Raw genomic sequence first — 21,900 nt, forward strand, 5'->3', positions numbered from 1 at the left:
AGGCCGGACATATGAACGCAAGCGATCAGATCAAATTGTCTCGAAATATCTTGCGGGTCAGGGGCCGTCCACATATGGGATCTCGGCTTACTTGGCCGGGCAGAGAAAAATAAATGGCGCACCCGACAGGATTCGAACCTGTGACCTTTGGAATCGGAATCCAACACTCTATCCAGCTGAGCTACGGGTGCTAACCGTGATGACGATGACTCGTCAGTGTCCGATGGGTGGTTCTTAGCCTAGCTCGGCAAAGGCTTCAATGCCAATCGCGCCATGGATGACGGAAAAATCGATGCTGAGGTGAGCGTCGATGCGGAATGTGAATATTGACGGTGAACGTGAGCAGGAATCGTGCCTGTGAAGAGAGTTTGTCTGCTAGTGATCTTGCATTTTCCCTGTCAACCCGGATACCCCGTGAAAGCCGAGTGTGTCCGGTCGGAGGAGGCAATTTATATGATCGATCCTAACCATCCATTTTATGATGCGCTCTGGCGCCGAGTGCTTATCCCGGCCGTATGTTTCGTCTGGGTCGGAATCGAGCTTTATGCCGGCGAGGCGGTATGGGCCGGGATCGTCGCCATCGTCGGCTTGTTTGCCACCTACAAGCTGTTCTTTGACCGGAAGGCCTCACAGGATGTGAAGCCGAGGGAGCGGCCAGAGGATTGACCCTCCGCAAAAGCCGTTTACTTGCGCCAGTAAAGAGCGTTTAGGGCCTGATCGATCAAAAGATTGGCGGTTTTCATCCTGATCGTAGCATTGTCGCGAAATTCCGCATCTATCCGATCCGGATGATTGAGCTTGGCAAATTTCCGGCGTTTTTCGTTGAGCGATGCCTCATTATCCAGTGAGGAAATTGCCAGGTCCTCGGCAATTTCCGCTTCCGTCAGGCGATTGAGATGCGCTGGCATAACGGGTTTTTCCGGCGGTGGCGCAGCCTCTTCATCCGTCGCCGCGCCTGAGTTCAGTGTCACGCGGTCAGGCTCGCTTGCGGGCCAATCGGCAAGATAGTCGAAATAGCTACCCGCATCTGCTTTTGCAGATTCCGGGCGACCATCGGGCGTCAGAAAACCGGCGCCAAGACCGCGAATGCGGAAATCCGCCGTATCGGGTACCGTATCCTCTTCGTCTCGCTGTTCTTCCTTCAGCCGGGTCAGGACCGACTGGAATATAGACTGCCCTAACAGCATGCACCCTCCGGTCCAGAAATCTCATTCTGGCAGGCGGACATGGCGCCGGGCTTGCGTTCGTCCATTCAGGACTGCGTCTGGCTTTGTTCCTGGCTCGGTTTGACCGTCAGGCTTACCGTGAGGTTTTCCCCGGCCGGTCCGATCCGCATGCCGGAAACCGGAGCGCAGTCTCGGTAGCAGAGGCCCGACGCGATGCGGACATAACGGTCATCAGGGCAGACATTGTTGGCGGCATCGAAGCCAACCCAGCCGAGGCCTGGGACATGGGCTTCCGCCCACGCATGGGTTGCCACTTGTTCCGGCCTATCCTCCATCAAAAGATAACCTGAAACATAACGGGCCGGAATGCCGGAAAACCTCGCGGCTGAAATGAAGATATGGGCGTGGTCCTGGCAGACGCCGGTCTTTGCCGCCAGCGCCTCTTCGGCCGTCGTTTCGGTCGTGGTGGTGCCGGGATTGTAGGCGACCGCCTCGTGGATTGCGTCCATCAGCGCATGCATCTGCGCCAGTTCGCTGTCACCTTTCACGTTTTTCGCCAGATCCTTGACCAGCTTGCCGGGCTTGGTGCGGCCGGTGTCGCGCAGGTAAAGCCAGAGCGGGGTACAGCCGAGATGGGCGCCGAAGACGCCGGCCTTGTCGAGCGTATCGACCTCTCCTGTGGCGGTGATGCGGATCACATGTTCCGCGCCCTCGACAGAAACAAGCTCGACATGATTGCCGTATTGGTCGAAATACCCCGTCTCGATCTTGGCGCCGTCGACCTTCACACTCCAGTTCAGCACCTTTTGCGTCGGCCCGCTGATCGGGGTCAGCCGCAGGCGCTGCAGCAGATAGGGAACGGGTTCGTCATAGAGATATTCTGTCGTATGCGAAATCTTCAGCCGCATGGGTGGTCCTTCGGGTCGAGCGGTTGGGCTGATTACTGATAAAAGCGGTAGCCGTCGGAAATCTCGGCGCTGAGCTGGTTGTTGCGATAGACGAAGTCTTCGAGGAATTCGTGCAGGCCCTGGTCCATGATCTCGGTGACGGAGCCGCGCTTGAGCATGGTCCGGATCGCATCAGCCGTGTCATGCGCCGTTAGCCGCTCGCCGCCGTAATCTTCCGACAGGTAATGCAGGTTGCTGACAATCTTCTCGTAACAATAGGCGAGCGAGCGCGGCATCTGCACCTGCAGGATCAGCATATCGGCGATGTTTGAGGCTTGGTATTCGCCGTCATAGACCCAGCCGTAGGAGCGATGGGCCGAGACAGATCGTAGGATCGATTCCCACTGGAAATTGTCGAGCGCCGAGCCGACCTGACTGACAGAGGGCAGGAGCACGTAATATTTGACGTCGAGAATGCGGGCGGTGTTGTCGGCCCGTTCGATGAATGTGCCGATGCGGGCGAAATTGTAGATTTCGTTTCTGAGCATCGAGCCGTGAAATGCGCCGCGGATGAGACCGCAGCGATGTTTTATGACGCCGATCAGCTCGGGCAGGTCGGCAGCCTTGGGCTTGCGCGACATACGGGCCTTGAGGTCGATCCACGCCTCGTTGGTCGCTTCCCAGGTCTCGCGCGTCAGGGCGGTTCTTACCATGCGGGCGTTGTTACGGCCCGCCTCGATGCAGGACATGACGCTCGACAGGTTGGTGCGGTCGCGCAGCAGATAATCGACCGCGTCGGAGGCGGTCATCTTGTCGTGGACCTCGGAATAGGCCTCGCGCACCCCCGCACTCTCGAGCACGCCGTGCCAGTCCTCATCCGAAGAGCCGGCGCGGGTCAGCGATACGCGCAGGCCGGCATCGACGAGACGGGCGATGTTTTCGGCGCGCTCGATGTAACGGAACATCCAGTAGAGGCCGTTTGCAGTTCTTCCCAGCATTCTTCTACGCCCTCAATCTTCCAGTACCCAGGTGTCCTTGGTGCCGCCGCCCTGGCTGGAATTGACCACCAGCGAGCCTTGCTTGATCGCCACGCGGGTGAGACCGCCTGGAATGATCTTCACCTTGTCGGAAACCAGTACATAGGGCCGCAGATCGACGTGGCGCGGGGCGATGCCCTTGTTGACGAAGATCGGCACGGTGGACAGAGCCAGCGTCGGCTGGGCGATGTAGTTGGACGGGCGTGCGCTGAGCTTTTCGGCAAAGTCGGAGCGTTCCTTTCTTGTCGCCGTCGGCCCCACCAGCATGCCGTATCCGCCTGACCCGTGAACTTCCTTGATCACCAGGTCCGCGATATTTTCCAGCACGTATTTGAGGCTGGCCGGCTCGGAACAGCGCCAGGTCGGCACGTTTTCAAGAAGCGCCTTGCGACCCGTATAGAATTCGACGATTTCCGGCATGTAGGAATAGATCGCCTTGTCGTCGCAGATGCCGGTTCCCGGTGCATTGGCGATCGTGACATTGCCGGCGCGGTAGACATCCATGATGCCGGGAATGCCCAGCGCCGAATCCGGGCGGAAGGTGAGAGGGTCGAGGAAATCGTCGTCGACTCGGCGATAAAGAACGTCGATCGCCTCGTAACCGCGGGTGGTGCGCATCTGCACCTTGCCGTCGAGCACGCGCAGATCCGAACCTTCCACCAGTTCGACGCCCATCTGGTCGGCGAGGAAGGAGTGTTCGTAGTAGGCGGAATTGTAGATGCCGGGAGTGAGCACGGCAACGCGCGGCTTGCCCTTGCAGCCGGGAGGGGTGACAGCCGCGAGCGACTGGCGAAGCAGGCGCGGATAATCCTCGACCCGCTGCACCTTGTTCAAGGTGAACAGTTCGGGGAACATCTGCATCATCGTCTCGCGGTTCTCCAGCATGTAGGAGACACCGGAGGGCGTGCGGGCATTGTCTTCCAGAACGTAGAACTGGTCTTCGCCGGTGCGCACGATGTCGGTGCCGACGATATGGGTATAGACGCCACCCGGTGGCTTGAAGCCGATCATCTCGGGCAGGAAGGCGACGTTCTTCTCGATCAGTTCGCGCGGGATGCGGCCTGCCTTGATGATCTCCTGCTTGTGGTAGATGTCGTCGAGAAAGGCGTTGAGCGCCAGAACCCGCTGCTCGATGCCCTGGGCCAGCTTGCGCCATTCGCGAGCGGAGATGATGCGGGGAATGATGTCGAAGGGGATGAGTTTTTCTGAACTGTCCGCGTGGCCGTAGACTGCGAAGGTGATGCCGGTCTTGCGAAAAATGTTTTCCGCATCCTGAGTCTTGCGGATCAGATGTGCGGTGTCCTGCGCCGCGTACCACTCGTGGTAGTCTTTATATGGTGGGCGCGGAAGGTTCTCCGCAGTTAACATTTCATCAAATGCCAAAGAAGCGTTCCCCTTTTTTTGGCCATAAGAATACAACGCAGAGGGCAATGCAAGAACCATGCGCAGTTGCCGAAGATAAAATCGAAACTCCACTTGGCGCTTAGGAAATAGGGTATTTGAGGCTGCCGCCCAGAGCTGAAACCGATAGGTCAAGATTTGCTAACATTCGTCAAATCAATGTGTTGCCCGTTAAAGCGCCAAGTGCTCACGGGATGATCAACGTCATTGACGATTGCCGTCAGATTTTCTGCTTTGACCGGGAAATATTGTCCGCCTATGGGAACTAACCTCTTTGACGGAAGCCAATCATGCTTGACCGCCTCGCGCCGGCGATATTTGCCTTTCTATGGTCCACGGGCTGGATCGTTGCGAAATATGCGGCCATGCATGCCGACCCGATCACCTTTCTCGCCGTGCGCCATGCTCTCGCGGCGTGCGCCTTTGCCGGCCTCTGTCTGCTGATCGGGGCAAAGTGGCCCAAGAGCGGGGTGGGATTCGGCAAGGCCATTCTCTCCGGCGTGTTTCTGCACGGGCTTTATCTTGCCGGTGTCTGGTATGCGATCGGGCAGGGGGTGCCGTCGGGCCTGTCCGGCATCATCGCCGGGCTGCAACCGTTGTTGACTGCATTGGCAGCCACCTTCCTGCTTGGCGAACGGCTTTCTTCTCGCCAGCGCATCGGCCTCGGGCTCGGCTTTGCCGGCATACTGATCGCGATTTCACCGCAGCTTCTGGCCAGCCTTGCTGCCGGGCTGACGGGGCTCGGCATTCCACTGATCATCAATCTCGTCGCCATGACATCGGTGACCTACGGAACCATCTATCAGAAGCAGCATCTGCAGCAGGCAGACCTGATGGCGACGGCGACGCTGCAGTTCGTCGGCGCCTTGATCGTCACCCTGCCGATCGCCCTTCTGACAGAGGACATGCGTTTCGACTGGACATGGCAGGCGATCGCGTCGATGGCATGGTCGGTGATCGGCATTTCGATGGGGGCGGTGTTCCTGCTGCTTCGGCTCATTCGGCACGGACAGGTCTCGCGCGCGGCATCGCTGATCTATCTGATGCCGCCCATGGTGGCTATCGAGGCCGCGATCCTGTTCGGCGAACCGCTGACCTTGCCGGTGGTGGTTGGCACGGCGATCGTGGTTACGGGGGTGTATCTGGTGAACCGGAAGGCCGCCAATTTCAAAAAGGAAACAACTTGGCGCGGGTAATGCCAGCTTTGGTAAACGTGTCGAGCAGGTCTGCTTGTCGATCGTGAGTTAAAGCGCGTAGGGGGATAGGGTCCCAAATTGCTCCTCTCCGCAAGATCAGAAGGATACTGTCGTTCATTGCCCAAGATCTGAAATCCTGCAGGGGAACGCGCCAAAGTGAAACGCCTTGTTCGAAGGTAATGGTGTCGTTGTTCCAACTAAGTTCTATAGGCTTGTTTGCTTGAAACCGAGCCTTGAAATTGCGCAATGCCGCCCGTGAGGCGATGAAACCAGCCGCCAAGCTCAAAAGGGCAATGCTCAGAGGAACGCGGACAATTCTCATCAGCATCTGCATGTTGAGGTCATCATACATCAGCTCAGCGTAAGCGCTGATAAGGACGATCAAAATCAGGCAGGATATCAAGTAAACTCGATTGCCCCATTTTGTTCGTCGCCAGAGGCGGTGGGCGCTCAGGATATCTTTGTCTGATAGGTTGTATCTTATCAATTTCGCCCATTTGGTTGTGGTCCTTATGCTCACCTAGGAGGCTCTATGATCAAAGTAAAGCCGCCTGAGGCAAGACCCGAGGCGGCTTCAATGCTTATTTGTATTTTAGATTTGCAGCTTACGCCGGACGGCGCTTGCGGCCTTGAAAACCGCCGCCGCGCTGTTCGTCGCCACGAGCAGGGCCGGGATTGCCGAAGCGGACGGGGCCGCGACCTTCGCCCTGGCTGGTCTTCTGCGGGGTATGGCGGTTCTGGCCACCGGTCTTTGCCGGAGCCTGCGCACCATCGGTCGCACCTGCCTGATGCTGCTGGCGCTGTTTGCCGGCTTCGTGGGCGCCGTGGGCGGCGCGGTCACGATTGCCGCCATTGTTCGGCTGACGCTGGCCCTGGCCCTGGTGACCACGGTTCTGGCCGCCGCCGCGCTTCTGCTGCTCGCCACGGTTCGGACGGAAGTCCGAGGTCGCTACCAGATCGTTGTCGCCTTCGGAGCGCGGAGCCTCCTCGTTGCGGCGCTGGCCACGAAACTCTTCGTTGCGGCGGTTGTCGCGCTGCGGACGATTGTTGGAGCCACCACGATGTTCCTGGCGCTCTGCGCGCTCTTCCGAAGCACCTTCTGCGCCTTCCGCGAAGAACGGCTTGCGGGCCGGGCGTTCGCGGCGCTTGGACTTGCCGCTTTCGCCGTTGCCACCACCGTTACCGCGGGCATTGCCGCCACGGGCTTTGTTGCCGCCGCGGTTATTGTTATTGCCATTGCCGCGAACCGGACGGTTCAGCGCTTCCGGGCGCTCGCCCGATACGGACTTGATCTCGATGCCCATCAGCTTTTCGATATCGCGCAGGAGCAGCGTTTCATCCGGGGCGCAGAACGCGATCGCGATGCCGTCACGGCCCGCACGTGCCGTACGACCGATGCGGTGAACATAGGCATCCGGCACTTCCGGCAGGTCGTAGTTATAGACGTGGCTGACGGCCGGAATGTCGATGCCGCGGGCGGCAACGTCGGTGGCGATCAGCGTCTTGATCTCGCCGTCACGGAAACCCTTCAGTGCCCGCTCGCGCTGGCCCTGGCTCTTGTTGCCGTGGATAGAGGCGACAGAGAAGCCGATATTGTCGAGATGCTTCATCAGCTTCTCGGCAGTGTGCTTGGTGCGCATGAAGACGATCGAGCGGCCATCCGGGTTTTCGAGCAGCGACTTGCGCAGAATTTCCGTCTTGTCGCCCTTGCCGGCAACGAAATGGACATACTGTTCGACCTTGTCGGCAGCTTTGCCCGGAGGCGTGACTTCGACCTTGACCGGATCTGTGAGGAAGTCGGCGGCCAGATCGGCGATCGCCTTCGGCATGGTGGCCGAGAAAAGCATGGTCTGGCGCTTCTTCGGCACCATCTTGGAGATCTTGCGCAGGTCATGGACGAAGCCCAGATCGAGCATCTGGTCGGCTTCGTCAAGAATGAGGAAGCGCACGGTCGTCAGGCCGATAGCGCGGCGGGCTACGAGATCGAGCAGGCGGCCGGGGGTGGCAACCAGAATGTCGGTGCCCTTTTCCAGCTGCAGTTGCTGCTTGTTGATCGACACACCGCCGACGACGAGGTTGATCTTCAGCGGACGGCCCTTGGCGAAGGACTTCAGGCTGGCGGCGATCTGGTTGACCAGCTCGCGCGTCGGCGCAAGGATCAGCGAACGGGTCGTGCGGTTGTCGGGACGCGTGCCATCGGCAAGCAGGCGCTCGATCAGCGGCAGGCCGAAAGCGGCTGTTTTGCCGGTGCCTGTCTGGGCAAGGCCGATCAGGTCGCGGCCTTCGAGGAGAAGCGGGATAGCCTGCGCCTGGATCGGCGTCGGGGTTTCAATGCCAAGCGCGGTCAGCGTGGCGACGATCTGCTTGGAGACACCAAGAGATTCAAAATTCGTCAAAGCGAATACCTTTCGGGGCGCCAGAAAACGACATGCCTGCATGGCACCATGCCATGTGGGCTGTTTCTGGCGTCAAGAACCCCGCGTGATTTGGGAACTTGTGTGTTGGAAATTGCTTCCCAGCGCTTGAACCCTGAGTGTCAGGGCGATCTATCTGTGCGCCTTGTTCCTTCTTTGCGATCTTTGTTGTCGCAGGGCCAACTCACGCGGCGGCCGGAAGGTGAAAGCATGAGCCGCATTTGGTGGATTTGCCGAGAAAAGTCAAGGATATTTCGCAAATGCGAAGCGCAGGCCAGCCATGCGGCCTGCGCTTTTGTCTCGTCAGGCCTGTTGATCCGGCTTGTTTGCAGCCTTGGTCAGGCCAAGCGCGTGATAGAGCACGATCGCACCGATCGTAGCGGTGCCGATGCCGTCGAGCGTGAAGCCCGCGACATCGAGCTTGAAGTTTCCGGCGCCCAGCACCAGCGCAACGCCGACGGTGATCAGGTTGCGCGGCTCGGAAAAGTCGACCTTGTTTTCCACCCAGATACGGCCGGCAGTGGCGGCGATCAGGCCGAAGACGACGATTGAAAGGCCGCCGAGAACCGGGCCAGGGATTGTCTGGATCAGCGCGCCGAATTTTGGCGAGAAGCCGAGCAGGATGGCGACGAAGGCGGCGACGAGGAAGACCAGCGTCGAGAAGATGCGGGTGACGGCCATGACACCCATGTTTTCGGCGTAGGTCGTCATGCCGGTGCCGCCGAAGAACCCGGAGAAGATCGTTGCGACACCGTCACCGATGAAGGCGCGGCCGAGATAAGGGTCGAGATTGCGGCCGGTCATGGCGCCGATCGCCTTGATATGTCCGAGGTTTTCGGCAACCAAAATGACGACGACCGGGGCGATCAGGGTGATCGCGGAGGCCGAGAATACCGGGGCGGTGAAGGTCGGCAAACCGAACCATGCGGCGGCAGAGACGCCGGAAAAGTCGATCGGTGTGCCGTAACCCATTCCATTCGCCAGCACGAGATAGAGGATGTAGGCGAAAGCGCCGCCGAGAAGGATCGGCAGGCGGCGGGTCATGCCGGGAGCGTAGACGGCGACGAGGCCGACTGCGGCGACGGTAGCGATTGCCACCCAGCGCGACAGCTGGCTGCCGTCGGGCGTTGCCGCACCGGTGCCGGATGCGCTGGCGATTGCGATCGGTGCAAGCACGAGGCCGATAGCGGCGACGATCGCGCCGGTCAGAACCGGCGGCATCAGCCGCTCGATCCAGCGGTGGCCGGCCATCATGACGATGACACCGATCAGGGCGTAAAGCGCCCCGGCTGCAATGATGCCGCCCAGCGCCAAGGCGATATTCGGGTTAGGCGCGCCGGCTGCTGCCGCAGTTGCAACCAGAACCGGGCCGATGAAGGCGAAGGAGGAGCCGAGATAGCTCGGCACGCGGCCGCCGACAGCGATGAAGAAGATCAATGTCGAAAGGCCGGAAAACAGGATCGATACGTTCGGATCGAAACCCATGATCATCGGGGCAAGCACGGTCGAGCCGAACATCGCCACCACATGCTGGAAGCCCAGCACCACCGTCGGCCCGGCCGGCAGACGTTCGTCGGGCAGGATGCGCCCTTCCGTCTTCAGCCGCCAACGCGGAAAATACCCACCCGTCTCGCTCATGTCTCGCCCTATCCCTGTTGCGTCCCGCCAAGCGACCCGACACGTTTCCTGTGCCGTGCTTTTTCGATTTATAGTCTCATAAGGCGGGAATGAATTTTGCCTGTCGCGCGGGCACGGGATCGCCGCGGTTGCTTCGATGGATCGTGCCGGCTCGCAAAAAGCCTCGTTAACGCTATCATTGGCCGATGTCATCGGCGGGCAAGCGGTTTCCCACAGCGCTTATGCCGTCGACGGAGGAAATCCTGTCGCAGGTCAGAAGGCGATGGTGACCTGCAGTCCGGCCTGCTGCCGGTTCTCGATCGATAGGGTCAAACCGTAGACGGTGCAGATTTCCTTGACGATGGAGAGGCCAAGCCCGGTTCCCGGCACCTGCTCGTCCAGACGGACGCCGCGTTCGGTCATACTGCGGATCTTTTCGGGATCGACGCCGGGACCGTCGTCGGCAACGGTCAGTCGGCGGTTTTTCCAGGTGATAGTCACTTCGCTTGCTGCCCATTTGACGGCGTTTTCGACGATGTTGCCGATCATCTCGCGAAGGTCATGCGGATCGAGAGGAACGTCCGCCGGCTCGCCGATCTCGACATTCCAGTTGAGCGCTTCACCTTCCGGCGTTCGTTTCAGCGTGCGGACGATCTGGCCGGTGATCTTTTCGATGTCGGCATCGGATTGGCGGAGTTCTGCATTGGCGACGATGCGACTTCTTGCCAGTTCCGCTTCGACATGGGCGCGCATCAGCGCCACCAGCCGGTCGATCTCGTCTGCCATCTCGGTCTCGCCCTTCTGGCGCAGCGTCAGGGCGTCGTTGGAAAGCACCGTCAGCGGTGTTTTCAGCCCGTGCGCCAGATCGCCGGCACGGGCGCGAGCCTTGGCGATTGCCTGAGCCTGAGCGTCGAGCAGGCGGTTGACCGATATCTCTACGGGTTCGAATTCCTTCGGCAAAACGCCTTCCAGCCGGCCGCCGCGCCGCTCGCGAATACGGTCTAGGCCGGTAGTCAAGGCTGCCAGCGGCTTCAGGCCGAAGACGACCTGGATCAGCGACGCGCCGATCAGGAAAACTGCGAGGCCTGCAAGATAGGGCAGGATGTCGAAGGCGAAGCGATAACCGGCTTCCTGCAATGGCTTGCGATCGGCCGCTACGATGATCTGCAGGGTCTTCAGGCCTGCGGGCGTCGGCACCATGATCTGGCGCTGCTGGGCGGTCAGTGTCGCGCCGTCCGGCCCGGCCATGTCGTAGCGAAGAACCCGCCCGTCGCTCGGCAGATCGGCAGGTGAAGTAAGCGTATAATCCCAAAGCGAGTGGGAGCGCAGGCGGGCAGGGGAGGTGTCGTCGCCGATCTGCCAGTAGAGCCCGCCATAGGCATCCTCGAAACGCTTGTCGAAGAAGCCGGCCGGGCGTTCGGGTGTGCCATCGGCAGCAAAACGCAGCGAGGCGGCGATATTGTTGATATGGCCGGTCAGTTCCGCATCGAGCCGGCGTTCCAGATTGGCGGAAAAGACCGAGACCATAAACAAGCAGGCCAAGGCAAGTGCCGCCGGGACCGTGACCAGCGAGACGATCAGAAAACGGTTGCGGATCGAAAGCGGACGTCGCCCGGCCTTGATGTTTTCGCTCATGCGGTTCCGATCCGGTAGCCGTAACCGCGGCGGGTAGCGATGATCTCCTTGCCGAACTTCTTGCGCAGACGCCCGACAAGGACTTCGACCGAATTGCTCTCTCGCTCGAAATCCTGTGCGTAGAGTTGCTCGGTCAATTCCATCTGCGAGACATGCCGCTCTGCATTGGCCATCAGAAAATGCAGGCAGCGATATTCGAGCGGCGTCAGTTCCACAGGCAGGCCGTCGATCGAGGCGATCTTTGCGCGCGGATCGAGCTTCAGCCTGCCTGCCTGCATCACTGGAGCTGCCTTGCCCTGCGAGCGGCGGATGATGGCGCGCAGGCGGGCCAGAAGCTCCGGCATCTGGAACGGTTTTACAAGGTAATCGTCGGCGCCGGCATCGATGCCCTCGACGCGCTCTTCCCAGTTGCCGCGGGCAGTCAGGATGAGAACGGGCAGTTCCCGCTCAGTGGCGCGCCAGCGCTTGAGAACCGACAGGCCATCGAGCTCGGGCAGGCCGAGATCGAGAATGACGGCGGCAAATTCTTCTGCGTCACCGCGGAACCAGCCGCTCTCGCCGTCACGTTCATGCTCGACCAGATAGCCGGCATGTTCGAGATGGCGGGAGACATCACGGGCGATCAACGGGTCGTCTTCAACAAGCAGGATACGCATGGCAATCAATCGTCGTCATTGTCGACATCGAGAACGCGGCCATCCCTGGCGTCCATCTCGATTTCGACAAGTCGACCATTACTCTTCAGCACCTTGAATTCGTAGATGAAACGCCCGTCGTCTTCATCCAGCTTGACGCGGATGATCTCGCCCGGAAACGCGCGCCGCACTTCCTCCTGCAAGGCGGAAAGCGGCATGACCTCACCGCGGTTCACGGCATCGCGCAAGCGGTCAAGATCATGGTTGTCATCGCCTTTCGAAGGCGGGGCCGTAAAGACCAGAGCAGACAGAAGGGCGAGGGCAGTGAGGCGTTTCAACATCCGCTTCCTCTAACACGGGTTTGCTGAAATTTAGCTGACATGGCCTGTCAGTTATCGCTCAGCGCCACTTTCGTAAGGTCTGCCCATCGGTCAGGCAAGGATGCCTCGGCCGGATCAGTTCGAAAGGAACCCGTCATGAAAAGCATTATCCTTGCCGCCGTTGCTCTCTCTTCCGTTGGCTTTGCCTCTGTCGCCCATGCGGATGACGATGATCGTCGCCGTTGCGGCAATGTGCCGATCGCCGACTGGATGAGCGAAGCGGATTTGCGCAACAGGATCGCGCCGCTTGGTCTGGAAATCCGCGATATCAATATCGATGACGGTTGCTATGAGGTCGAGGCCCGCAACAAGGATGGCCGCAAGATGGAAATCAAGTTCCACCCGCAATCCGGCGAACAGGTGTGGATCGACGGCGACGACGATTGATCGCGTACAATAGATAAAAAAAGGCGGCGGTTCTTTCACCGCCGCCTTCAGCATCTCTGACTTCAGATGTTAATAGCAGACGCGGGCGCGATAAGCTTCGCCATATTCGTTTTCCACCCATTCGAGATGGCAACGTGGCGGCGGCGGGGCCGGCTCGTAGTAAGCAGGGCGGTAAACGACCCGCGGCGGCGGCGGCGGTGCGTATTCGTATTGCGGCTCGACATATACCGGTCGCTGCGAACCGGAAACGATTGCGCCTCCGATAAGACCGCCGGCAAGACCTGCGGCGGCGCCGATCAGGACGTCGTCGCCGTGATGATGGCGGTCGCGCGCTTCTGCGGCAGGTGCGGTCGCGGCAAGTGCGCCTGCGACGGACAGGGCGACGAGGCTCGCGGAAACTGTTTTCTTCATGAACGTCATGATCGTGGTCCTTTCCCTCTGGTTCGTTCCAAGGGCACGTTCATAAGATGGTGCTCAATCTCGGCAGATTGATGGAAGGAAACAGGACTTAGTCTGAACGCCTGTTCACACTCGATCATCCAGAGGTTGATTTTTGCCGTTGACACGCAACCCCTGTCTCGCTTTGTGGCGAGATTGCGGCGACGCTGCGCCGGTTTGAAGGCGTTCAGAAATCGGTTGTCACACCGCCTTCAGCCTTGCGCCTGGTCACGAAAGAATCGAGTTCTTCTCCTATTGCGGAATCAAGTGCCGGCTGCTGGTAATTGGTCAGTGCTTCCTTGTAGATCCGGTTGGCATGGTCATAGGTGGTCGGCCTGCCTGCCTCGGTCCACGTTTCGAAATTGCGCCAATCTGAAAGGATAGGCGAATAGAAGGCTGTTTCGTAACGTGCGAGTGTATGCGGGGTGCCGAAGTAATGGCCGCCGGGGCCGACATCGCGCACCGCATCTAGCGCCAGGGCGTCGGCGCTTACGTCGAGCGGCGTCAGGAATTCCGCCACCATCTGCAACATGTCGACGTCGAGAATGAATTTCTCGAAGGATGCCGTCAGTCCGCCTTCCGTCCAGCCCGCGGAGTGAAGCACGAAGTTGCCGCCCCCTTGCGTCAGCGCCCAGAGCGACATGGAGCTTTCGTATGCCGCCTGTGCATCGAGCGTATTGGCGGCATTGGTGTTGGAGGTCCGGTAAGGAATGCCGTAGCGGCGGGCCAGTTGCCCACCGGCAATCACCGCCTTCATATATTCCGGGGTGCCGAAAGCGGGTGCACCGGTCTTCATGTCGACATTGGACGTGAAGCCGCCATACATGACGGGTGCGCCCTTTCGCACCATCTGGGTGAAGGCGATGCCAGCCAGCGCCTCGGCATTCTGCTGCACCAGAGCGCCGGCGATAGTTACCGGCGCCATGGCGCCCGCCAGCGTGAACGGCGTCATGATGACGACCTGGCCGCGCGACGACATTTCGATGATCCCTTGAAGCATCGGCCCGTCGAGACGGAGCGGGGAGGATGAGTTGATGACGGTAAAAAGCGATGGCTCCGTCGCCATCTGCTCCATCGATATGCCTCTTCCGATACGGGCAATTTCAAGTGCATCGAGATTGCGCTGTGCGCCAAGCGAATAACAATGAAAGACCTTGTCGGTCAGTTTCACCAGATCGGACAGGCAGTCGAGGTGACGAACCGAAGCATGAATGTCGATCGGCTCGACCGGATAACCGCCGGTCGTGTGGATGATGTCGTAATGCTGCGCGAGTTTGATCAGCTTGCGAAAGTCTTCCTGATTGCCGGCGCGGCGACCACCCTCGCGATCGGCAACGAAAGGGGCGGAAGCGACCTGCGCGAAGACCAGGTTATTGCCGCCGATGCTGACATTCCGCTGCGGATTTCGGGCATGCATGGTGAAGCTTGACGGCGCGGATGCGATCAGTTCCTCGATCAGGCCACGGTCGAAACGCACCCGGTTGGAGCCGGGCGTAACATCTGCTCCCGCGATCTTCATCCGCTCACGCGCTTCCGGTAGGATGATGTCCATACCGATTTCCTCGAGCACGATCAGCGAGGCGCTGTGAATGTCTTCAATCGCTTCGGGCGAGAGGATGCTAGTCTTGTCTATCGTGTTGACCAGGTTGCGGTATTTTGTCCCGCTCAGGCCTGAGCGGAGGCGTTCGCCACCTCTGCCGCCGCTGCGGCGGCGTCTTTCACCGCTCGTCGGGCCAGCATCTGCTTCAGCAGAAGAAGGCGTCGTAATCTCGCTCATGACTATCCCATCTGCGGCGGTCCTTTCGCAGACTGTGTCAAATTCTCTTCACGGTTGCCCTCGCCATTTGCGACGATGTGCCGCCTCTTCCAGGACATCACGCCGCTCCGGCGAAAATTCTGCAATCGCTACATGAAAATCCGGGTATCGACTTGTGGTAAAAACGCGTTGTTAACACTCTCCATGGTGTTATCGTCGCCATCACGGCCGCAGTGAATCGGCCCAAAAAATTGCCCGGGAACATAATAAGGGACAGCAGCGCTTGGATATGCACAGCGACTTGCTCGACAAAGCCTGTGCGCGGATCCAGGATCTGCTGCAACCGGCCTATATCAAGGATAGCGCGCTGCGCTATGTGGCGGTCAATCTCGCCTATGCGGAACTTTTCGATGCTAGTCCGGACGATTTCGTCGACGGCGCCAGCAACACTCTGACGGGCACTGTCGATGCCGGCGACCGCAAGGAGAAGGAAAGTCGGACTATTGTTTTCGGCAGCGACGAGGTCGCGCGGTTGTTCGATGCCGCCGGTGCGCTTTTATATGAAGTTCATATCGAGCGCTTTCTGACCGAAAACGACCATACCTATCTGTTCGGCACTATCGAAGCGATTGCGCCGAAGGCGGAGCTTTCCTCCGGCACGGCCAAGATCGTCCCATTGCGCGTTGCAGGCGGCACTTCGCCCATGTTCGACAACAAACTTCTCGACGATGCCCTAGACATGCTGGAAATGGGCATCGGCATCTACGACCGCAACGACGTGTTGCTCTATTGCAATTCGCAGCTTACCGAATATGGCCGCACGCTGGATATCGATCTGCAGGTCGGGATGAGCCTGCCCCAGATCCTGGGGCAGGCCTACGACCGCCGCCGAAAGATCTATCAGTCGGACGATCAGGTTCTCGCGCTGGGACGGGACGGATGGCTCGCAGAGCAGATCAAACCTTTCCGGCAGCCCTATCATGAAAGCATCGATCATCTCGCCGACGGGCGCTGGCTTCGATCGGTCAACAAACGGCTGGAAAACGGTGTTCTGATCGCGATCCGCCAGGACGTCACCGATTTCAAGGAGCAGGAAATGCTGCTCCGCAATCAGGTGGCGGAAACGGAGCTGTTCCGCGCCATCCTCGAGGACCTGCCGACGCCGGTCTTCGTGCGCAATGCCAGGCATGAACTGACCTATGCCAACCATGCCTATGAGCGGATGCTCGGCGACAGCCGGGACCGCTATATAGGCCAGACGGAAGCGCAGATGTTTCCCTGGGCCGCCGAACGTTTCTGGGACGAAAATGCCCGGGTTCTGGATGGCGAGAATATCGACAAGTCCGAGGACATGACCTTTCCGGACGGATCGGTCATACCGGTCCTGACCCGTCTTCGCTCTATCCAGACCGAGGATGGCAGCAATTACCTCCTTTGCTCGCGGACGGATGTCTCGCAGATCAGCGAGGCACAGGCGAAGGCGGAGAAGGTCAGCCGGGACCTGCAGACCATTCTCGACGCCCTTCCTGTCGGCGTCGCCATCCTGACGGATCAGTTCGATTTCGAATATGCCAATCCCGCTTTCGGGGAGTTCTGGGATACGAAGCGGAGCTTCAATCTCTCCGGCCGTTCCTACCGCGACTTCCTTCTGTTCCTTTTCGAGAGCGGCGTGTTTGCCGATTTCGGTTCCGATTTCGAAGCGATCTACGAGCAGCGAATTGCAGCGCTGACGGAGGACGGGCATCCGCCGCTGGAGATCCGCTCTCTTACCGGCAGGCAGGTGCTGATTTCGCCGTCGCGGCTTTCTGACGGCAAGCTCCTTCTCAGTTATACCGACATCACCGTCATGCGTAAGCGTGATGCGGAAATCCAGGAGGCGCGGGCGGCGCTTGAGCGTCACGGCGCGCTGATGCGCGATGCGACCAGCGCGATGTCGCAAGGGCTGCTCATCCTGCATGATGGAGAGGTCGAGCTTTCCAACGATGCGCTTGCCGCCATGCTGGAAATGCCCGCTGAGATGGTTTCTCCCGGCGCGCAGTGGCGCGATCTGTTCCGTTATTGTGTCCGTCGCGGCGATCTCGGTGCGAGCGGTGAAGCGCTTGGAACGTTTCGGTCGCTGGAAGAGAACATGGCTGCGGGCCGGCCGTTCTATGCCTCGTTCAAGATCGAGAACCGCAAATGGGTTCAGGTCGAGGCGCGGCAGACCGACAGTGACCATTGGCTGGCCGTCTTTACTGACGTCACCGATGTCAAGGCGCGCGAAGAGGACCTGACGCGGCTGCTGCAGCGCGCCGAGGCTGCTGATCGTGCCAAGTCGGAATTCCTCGCCAATATGAGCCATGAAATCCGCACGCCGATGAATGGCGTGCTCGGCATGGCGGAACTACTGGCCAAATCCAATCTCGACACGCGGCAGAAGACCTTCATCGACATCATCGTTAAATCCGGCAATGCGCTTTTAACGATCATCAACGACATCCTCGATTTCTCGAAGATCGATGCCGGGCAGATGAAGCTGAGGAAGGCGCCTTTCGATCCGGTGGAGGCGATCGAAGATGTGGCCACGCTGCTTTCGTCCGCTGCCGCCGACAAGGATATCGAACTCATCGTGCGCGGTGATGCTTCCGTGCGGGAAACTGTGCTCGGCGATGCCGGGCGCTTCCGCCAGATCGTCACCAATCTCGTCGGCAATGCGGTGAAGTTTACCGAGAAGGGGCATGTCTTCATCGACCTGAAGTCGGAACCCGTGGGAGCTTCTGACCTGATGCTGACGATCCGGATCGAGGACACCGGGCTCGGCATTCCGGACGAGAAACTCGCCTCGGTGTTCGAAAAATTTTCGCAGGTCGATACGTCCTCGACGCGGCGGCACGAGGGCACGGGTCTGGGGCTGGCGATCACGTCGGGTCTCGTCGAACTGTTCGGCGGATCGGTCAATGTCGAAAGCGAACTTGGACGCGGCTCGGTGTTTACCGTGAGCCTGCCGTTCCCGGTCGTCGCGGAGCGCAAGACCGAAACCGTGCTGCCGGTCAGTACCAGCGGCGCGCGCGTGCTGATTGTCGACGACAATGCCGTCAATCGCCGCATCCTTTCCGAACAGCTTTCCATGTGGGGTTTCGATACGGTCGCGGCGGAAAGCGGTGCCGAGGGGTTGGCCGTCCTTGCCGAGGCAACGCGCCTCGGGATCACGGTCGATGCGATCGTGCTCGACTATCACATGCCGGAAATGAACGGGCTTGATTTCGCCAAGTCGCTGCGTGGAGACAATCGCTTCGACCGCACAGGCATCATCTTCCTGACCTCAATGGACATGGCAAATGACGAAAGCATGTTTGCCAGCCTGCAGATCCATGCGCATCTTATGAAGCCGGCGCGGGCCAACCTTCTGCGCAGCACTGTCATCGACGTGGTGCGATCGGTCAGAAGCCGGCGGCAGATGGAGGCAACTGTCGTTGCAGAGGCTATCGCGCCGATTGCAAGTCCTCAGTTGGTGACTGGTGCAAAGTCGACGCCTCCCGTTCAGGCCATGCCGTCGCTCGACGTATTGGTGGCCGAGGATAACGAGGTCAACCAGATCGTCTTCACCCAGATCCTGCAGACTACCGGCTGGTTGTTCCAAATCGTCAAGAATGGTGCGGAAGCGGTCGACGCCTGGCAGGCGCATGATCCGGCGATCATCCTCATGGATGTCTCCATGCCGGTGATGAACGGTCATCAGGCGACGCAGAAGATCCGCGAACTGGAGGAGCGCACCGGCACCCACACGCCGATCATCGGTGTGACCGCGCATGCGCTGGAAAGCGACCGCGAGCTCTGCTTCCAGGCCGGCATGGATGACTATCTGTCGAAGCCGATCAGCCCGGAAGCGCTCGAAGACAAGATCCGCACCTGGATCGGCGGCGCGCGGCTTTCAACGCAATCGCGCTGAGAGAGATGATCAGGCCGCGGCGGTCCGTGGCCGGGTCAGGCTTCTGCCGATCTTCGACCCCTGCATTTCGATCAGACTGTAACCAATCGCCGCCACTGCATAGGTGAGGGGGAGGGTGATGACCAACGTCACCAGCCATCGTGTCGTATCGCTCATTTCGAAATTCCGGATCAGGAAGGCTACGACCGGCTGCATGATCAGCAGGTGGGCGAGATAGGCTCCGAAGGAGAGTTCGCCGAGCGTGTGGAAGAGCCGGTTGCCGAGCTGATTTGAGATCGTCTCCGCCACGCCGGAGATCGCCGACGGTAGGCGGTGTGCATGGACAAGCGCGAAAAAGATGGCGACCAGTGCCAGACGGACGATTTCGTGCATCGGGTTCATCACGCCGCCGACCGGAATGAGCACGAACAGGCAGGCGAGCGCCGCATAGGCAAAGGCACGCCGATTGCTCAAGTCGAGCGCTGCCGCGAGCAACATGCCGGCGGCAAAGACATGCATCTTGAGCGGCAGGAAAGTCGGCATCGGGAAATGATAGCCGATCCTTGTGACGACATAGACGGTGGCGATGCCGGCCGCGACGACACCGATCATGGATCTGACCCAGCCGAGCCGGCCGACGATGATCATGATGAAGGGAAGGGCCGCATAGAACTGCATTTCCAGCCCGATGCTCCAGTCCGGCAGTGCCGTCCGATAGCCGTATGTCGGGCTGAGGCCGAAAAGGAAGCTCAGGTGCAGCAGGTAGTTCGTGAGGCTGTCGTCGATATAGCGGGCTGCTGGCTGTGGCGGAACGGCATTGAAGGCGTCGATCGTCGAGCGGGCGTCATAGATCATCGGGCCGAGCGCCAATGCTGCGAAAAGCATGACGTAATAGAGCGGGGCGATGCGGAAGAAGCGCCTGATCCAGAAGGCGGACCATGTGCCCGGCGCCTCCCAAGGCTCCTTCTTCTTCCGAAGCTGATAGTGAAACACCATCAGGAAGCCGGAGAGCATGACGAACAGGTCGACGCCGAGGTCGGGATCGCCAATGATGGGTATGCGGAAACCCGTCAGAATGTGAGCGTGTCCGACCAGCACCCAGAGTGCTGCCAGGCCGCGTAAGCCATCCAGGCATGCGATACGGTATCCCTGCTCGGCTTTCGCCATAAGATCGTCTCCCGTTGGCATCGGCTACCCCAGCCTAATAGCCTGAAAATGTTGCAGTGCGACAAAAAGGAAAGGGATGTGGCCTCAATATGGCTCCGGTCTGCAGAACCTAACATAACAATCAAAAAGGGGAGCCGGATGTGACGGCTCCCCTTTGAATGCTTTGCAGCTTTCAAACGGCTCAGCCCTGGCGGCCGGCCTTCAGGGCCGTTGCCCACGTTGCCAGCTGGTCGAGTGCTGCGTTCAGGCCCTCGTTCATCGGGGCGGTCGGGTTGAATACCTTCTGCTCGTCGATGAAGTTGGTGAAGAAGGGGATCGGAACCGTCTGCGGGATCGGCATCATGTTGAGATTGGAGATCAGCATGCGCAGTTCCTGGGCGGCACGAAGGCCGCCGGAGACGTGGGCGTAGCTCAGAACGCCGGCAGGCTTGAACGACCATTCGAGCGACAGAACCTGCAGTGCGTTGATCAGCGCGGCATTGGGGTAATAGTCATATTCCGGCGTCAGGAACAGATAGGCGTCGGCGGATGCGACGCTTTCGGCCCAGCGCTTGGTATGCTCATGCTGGTATTTCTGCATGCGCGGATGGTTCGGCTCATCGAGAAGCGGCAGGTTGAAATCGGCGAGATCGACGAGCTCGACTTCGAACTTGCCGTGTGTCTTTGCGTGTTCGGCGGCCCATTTGCCAATGGCCGGGCCCGCACGGCCGGGACGGGTGCTGCCGATGATCACGTTAAGCTTCAATGACATGCTGAAATTCCTATGTTGAACACAGGCATCTGTTTGACCCCTGGGGCAGAAGGATGCAGGTGCTCATTGCGAATAGCTGCTATGTGCGGGCGGAAGAGCTTTGTGGAGTTCAGGCGATCTCAGGAGCGAGTGGCAGCAAGGTCGCCGGTCAGATTGATAATCTTCGGAGGCAACGCATCAATTGCGCTCATCAGAAGGTGCCGTCACGGCTTATCCACCAGGAAAGGGCCAGCCAGAGGCTTCGGTTTGTTGCCCTTGTAGAACATCAGCCGCGCTGCCTTGCAGTAGTTCTCGATATCGCTTCTGGCATCCTTCTCAATCTTTGCCACCTCAGCCCTAAAATCAGGATCCAGGGGTGGATAAACTCCGGTAGCGTATTCGTATCCCAAGAAGAAATCGCCGTTTAATTCGAGTTTTCCGCAGTACATGCCCGCAACGACTGCGCTTGCGGCATAGTACAGAAACTGCTCCTTACTCAGTATATTAGGGGACTGCGTTGCCTGGGCCGCTGCAGTCGAGCAACTGATCAGCAATCCAGCGAAGACCAAAATTGCATTTTTCAAACCGACTCTCCTGCGCATCGCTCTGACGATGATCGAGATCGATCACCGTCGCTGTCGTTTCGTCAATTTCAGAGTGACTTAAGTTCAGTGATTGAGGCTTTCACGAAATTCCTTCCGGTCTATTACCGAGTTGAGGACCGTTGGTCGCAGTACCGTCAGATGGCCTCGTCGAATGCGTCTGCCTCGCTTTGGGTGGCGAAGTTGAATGTGACGAGTTCGCTTTCATCATCCTGACGGATGCCAACCGCCGTTACGATCAGCCGAGCAATCTCGTCCTGCGCTTCGCTTGCCGACCGGGACGGTTTCACGGCCTTTTCGATAGCCGCTGCGAATACTTCGCTGATCAGACCGAGGCGCATATTGTGCTTCATGATGATATCCCGGTCCTCAAGGATCGCCACCTGTTCAGCCTGCGGGATACCGGCATTGTCCATTGCAGTCAGCGTGGCATTGGTCGCGAGTTTGATCGGGCCTTCCTGAAGCCAGCGATCGACCATCTGGTGGAACTGGCGTATGCGCGCGGCGGGGATTGTTTTCTGTACAGTGATCGACATCTGCGTTCC

20 protein-coding genes and 1 tRNA gene are annotated in these 21,900 nt (G+C 59.4%); 4 read left to right on the plus strand and 17 right to left on the minus strand.

All coding sequences use genetic code 11. The annotated features are described in order from the left end of the window. Nucleotides 1-114 precede the first annotated feature (114 nt). Nucleotides 115-191, minus strand: a tRNA-Arg gene (locus tag JZX87_RS16625). 262 nt (nucleotides 192-453) lie between these two features. Between JZX87_RS16625 and JZX87_RS16630 the strand changes: the two genes are divergently transcribed. Then, a complete protein-coding gene (locus tag JZX87_RS16630) occupies nucleotides 454-666 on the plus strand; it encodes a DUF3329 domain-containing protein (protein ID WP_148145743.1) in 213 nt (70 codons plus the stop codon). 17 nt (nucleotides 667-683) lie between these two features. Here the strand turns inward: JZX87_RS16630 and JZX87_RS16635 are convergent, their stop codons facing one another. The 4 genes from JZX87_RS16635 to JZX87_RS16650 form a co-directional block, all read right to left on the minus strand. Continuing rightward, complete coding sequence (locus JZX87_RS16635) at nucleotides 684-1,187, minus strand: hypothetical protein (protein ID WP_183821269.1); 504 nt, start codon at nucleotides 1,185-1,187, stop codon at nucleotides 684-686. A gap of 65 nt (nucleotides 1,188-1,252) precedes the next feature. Continuing rightward, nucleotides 1,253-2,074 (minus strand): transglutaminase family protein, encoded by an 822-nt coding sequence (locus tag JZX87_RS16640; protein WP_206826854.1) that lies wholly within the window; start codon nucleotides 2,072-2,074, stop codon nucleotides 1,253-1,255. Nucleotides 2,075-2,106: 32 nt separating this feature from the next. Beyond that, nucleotides 2,107-3,051: an alpha-E domain-containing protein gene (locus JZX87_RS16645; RefSeq protein WP_148145740.1), complete on the minus strand. Its 945-nt coding sequence runs from the start codon at nucleotides 3,049-3,051 to the stop codon at nucleotides 2,107-2,109. Between the two features lie 12 nt (nucleotides 3,052-3,063). Further along, the gene (locus JZX87_RS16650) at nucleotides 3,064-4,473 is read right to left on the minus strand and encodes a circularly permuted type 2 ATP-grasp protein (RefSeq protein WP_206826855.1); all 1,410 of its coding nucleotides are present in this window, start codon (nucleotides 4,471-4,473) and stop codon (nucleotides 3,064-3,066) included. A gap of 305 nt (nucleotides 4,474-4,778) precedes the next feature. On the opposite strand from JZX87_RS16650, the gene JZX87_RS16655 reads away from it, so the two are divergent. Then, on the plus strand, nucleotides 4,779-5,687 hold the full coding sequence (locus JZX87_RS16655) for an EamA family transporter (RefSeq protein ID WP_183822324.1): 909 nt from the start codon (nucleotides 4,779-4,781) through the stop codon (nucleotides 5,685-5,687). Here the strand turns inward: JZX87_RS16655 and JZX87_RS16660 are convergent. The 6 genes from JZX87_RS16660 to JZX87_RS16685 form a co-directional block, all read right to left on the minus strand. Beyond that, nucleotides 5,659-6,207 (minus strand): hypothetical protein, encoded by a 549-nt coding sequence (locus JZX87_RS16660; RefSeq protein WP_206826856.1) that lies wholly within the window; start codon nucleotides 6,205-6,207, stop codon nucleotides 5,659-5,661. The genes JZX87_RS16655 and JZX87_RS16660 overlap by 29 nt on opposite strands. Before the next feature lie 85 nt (nucleotides 6,208-6,292). Beyond that, nucleotides 6,293-8,083: a DEAD/DEAH box helicase gene (locus JZX87_RS16665; protein WP_206826858.1), complete on the minus strand. Its 1,791-nt coding sequence runs from the start codon at nucleotides 8,081-8,083 to the stop codon at nucleotides 6,293-6,295. 321 nt (nucleotides 8,084-8,404) lie between these two features. Beyond that, on the minus strand, nucleotides 8,405-9,739 hold the full coding sequence (locus JZX87_RS16670; protein ID WP_148145736.1) for a solute carrier family 23 protein: 1,335 nt from the start codon (nucleotides 9,737-9,739) through the stop codon (nucleotides 8,405-8,407). A 252-nt stretch (nucleotides 9,740-9,991) separates the two neighbouring features. Next, a complete protein-coding gene (locus JZX87_RS16675) occupies nucleotides 9,992-11,353 on the minus strand; it encodes a sensor histidine kinase (protein WP_206826861.1) in 1,362 nt (453 codons plus the stop codon). Beyond that, on the minus strand, nucleotides 11,350-12,009 hold the full coding sequence (locus JZX87_RS16680; RefSeq protein WP_206826863.1) for a response regulator transcription factor: 660 nt from the start codon (nucleotides 12,007-12,009) through the stop codon (nucleotides 11,350-11,352). Before JZX87_RS16680 ends, JZX87_RS16675 begins: the two co-directional genes overlap by 4 nt. A gap of 5 nt (nucleotides 12,010-12,014) precedes the next feature. Next, nucleotides 12,015-12,326, minus strand: coding sequence for a PepSY domain-containing protein (locus JZX87_RS16685; RefSeq protein ID WP_206826865.1), 312 nt, complete (start codon nucleotides 12,324-12,326; stop codon nucleotides 12,015-12,017). Between the two features lie 138 nt (nucleotides 12,327-12,464). Between JZX87_RS16685 and JZX87_RS16690 the strand changes: the two genes are divergently transcribed. Beyond that, nucleotides 12,465-12,755 (plus strand): PepSY domain-containing protein, encoded by a 291-nt coding sequence (locus JZX87_RS16690; protein ID WP_183821278.1) that lies wholly within the window; start codon nucleotides 12,465-12,467, stop codon nucleotides 12,753-12,755. 69 nt (nucleotides 12,756-12,824) lie between these two features. On the opposite strand, the gene JZX87_RS16695 is transcribed toward JZX87_RS16690, so the two are convergent. Beyond that, a complete protein-coding gene (locus tag JZX87_RS16695; RefSeq protein ID WP_206826867.1) occupies nucleotides 12,825-13,175 on the minus strand; it encodes a hypothetical protein in 351 nt (116 codons plus the stop codon). Nucleotides 13,176-13,380: 205 nt separating this feature from the next. Continuing rightward, nucleotides 13,381-14,970, minus strand: a complete 1,590-nt coding sequence (locus tag JZX87_RS16700) for a trimethylamine methyltransferase family protein (protein ID WP_206826868.1) — start codon at nucleotides 14,968-14,970, stop codon at nucleotides 13,381-13,383. 268 nt (nucleotides 14,971-15,238) lie between these two features. Here JZX87_RS16700 and JZX87_RS16705 point away from each other — a divergent pair, with 268 nt between their 5' ends. Continuing rightward, on the plus strand, nucleotides 15,239-18,877 hold the full coding sequence (locus JZX87_RS16705) for a PAS domain-containing hybrid sensor histidine kinase/response regulator (RefSeq protein ID WP_206827096.1): 3,639 nt from the start codon (nucleotides 15,239-15,241) through the stop codon (nucleotides 18,875-18,877). 9 nt (nucleotides 18,878-18,886) lie between these two features. On the opposite strand, the gene JZX87_RS16710 is transcribed toward JZX87_RS16705, so the two are convergent. The 4 genes from JZX87_RS16710 to JZX87_RS16725 all read right to left on the minus strand — a co-directional run bounded on the left by JZX87_RS16710 (nucleotide 18,887) and on the right by JZX87_RS16725 (nucleotide 21,891). Next, complete coding sequence (locus JZX87_RS16710; protein WP_206826869.1) at nucleotides 18,887-20,023, minus strand: acyltransferase family protein; 1,137 nt, start codon at nucleotides 20,021-20,023, stop codon at nucleotides 18,887-18,889. Between the two features lie 181 nt (nucleotides 20,024-20,204). Continuing rightward, nucleotides 20,205-20,774, minus strand: a complete 570-nt coding sequence (locus JZX87_RS16715) for an NADPH-dependent FMN reductase (RefSeq protein WP_183821282.1) — start codon at nucleotides 20,772-20,774, stop codon at nucleotides 20,205-20,207. 203 nt (nucleotides 20,775-20,977) lie between these two features. Further along, on the minus strand, nucleotides 20,978-21,337 hold the full coding sequence (locus JZX87_RS16720; protein ID WP_286194789.1) for a hypothetical protein: 360 nt from the start codon (nucleotides 21,335-21,337) through the stop codon (nucleotides 20,978-20,980). A 155-nt stretch (nucleotides 21,338-21,492) separates the two neighbouring features. After that, on the minus strand, nucleotides 21,493-21,891 hold the full coding sequence (locus JZX87_RS16725; RefSeq protein WP_206826871.1) for a hypothetical protein: 399 nt from the start codon (nucleotides 21,889-21,891) through the stop codon (nucleotides 21,493-21,495). Nucleotides 21,892-21,900: the final 9 nt, after the last annotated feature.

This window comes from Agrobacterium sp. Ap1 (genome assembly GCF_017313375.1).
Lineage (GTDB): Bacteria > Pseudomonadota > Alphaproteobacteria > Rhizobiales > Rhizobiaceae > Neorhizobium > Neorhizobium cellulosilyticum.

Coding starts and splice junctions, on each gene's coding strand:
- JZX87_RS16630 (WP_148145743.1), top strand. CDS start 454: ATGATCGATCCTAACCATCCATTTTATGATGCGCTCTGGCGCCGAGTG.
- JZX87_RS16635 (WP_183821269.1), bottom strand. CDS start 1,187: ATGCTGTTAGGGCAGTCTATATTCCAGTCGGTCCTGACCCGGCTGAAG.
- JZX87_RS16640 (WP_206826854.1), bottom strand. CDS start 2,074: ATGCGGCTGAAGATTTCGCATACGACAGAATATCTCTATGACGAACCC.
- JZX87_RS16645 (WP_148145740.1), bottom strand. CDS start 3,051: ATGCTGGGAAGAACTGCAAACGGCCTCTACTGGATGTTCCGTTACATC.
- JZX87_RS16670 (WP_148145736.1), bottom strand. CDS start 9,739: ATGAGCGAGACGGGTGGGTATTTTCCGCGTTGGCGGCTGAAGACGGAA.
- JZX87_RS16675 (WP_206826861.1), bottom strand. CDS start 11,353: ATGAGCGAAAACATCAAGGCCGGGCGACGTCCGCTTTCGATCCGCAAC.
- JZX87_RS16680 (WP_206826863.1), bottom strand. CDS start 12,009: ATGCGTATCCTGCTTGTTGAAGACGACCCGTTGATCGCCCGTGATGTC.
- JZX87_RS16690 (WP_183821278.1), top strand. CDS start 12,465: ATGAAAAGCATTATCCTTGCCGCCGTTGCTCTCTCTTCCGTTGGCTTT.
- JZX87_RS16695 (WP_206826867.1), bottom strand. CDS start 13,175: ATGACGTTCATGAAGAAAACAGTTTCCGCGAGCCTCGTCGCCCTGTCC.
- JZX87_RS16700 (WP_206826868.1), bottom strand. CDS start 14,970: ATGAGCGAGATTACGACGCCTTCTTCTGCTGAAGCAGATGCTGGCCCG.
- JZX87_RS16705 (WP_206827096.1), top strand. CDS start 15,239: ATGCACAGCGACTTGCTCGACAAAGCCTGTGCGCGGATCCAGGATCTG.
- JZX87_RS16710 (WP_206826869.1), bottom strand. CDS start 20,023: ATGGCGAAAGCCGAGCAGGGATACCGTATCGCATGCCTGGATGGCTTA.
- JZX87_RS16715 (WP_183821282.1), bottom strand. CDS start 20,774: ATGTCATTGAAGCTTAACGTGATCATCGGCAGCACCCGTCCCGGCCGT.
- JZX87_RS16725 (WP_206826871.1), bottom strand. CDS start 21,891: ATGTCGATCACTGTACAGAAAACAATCCCCGCCGCGCGCATACGCCAG.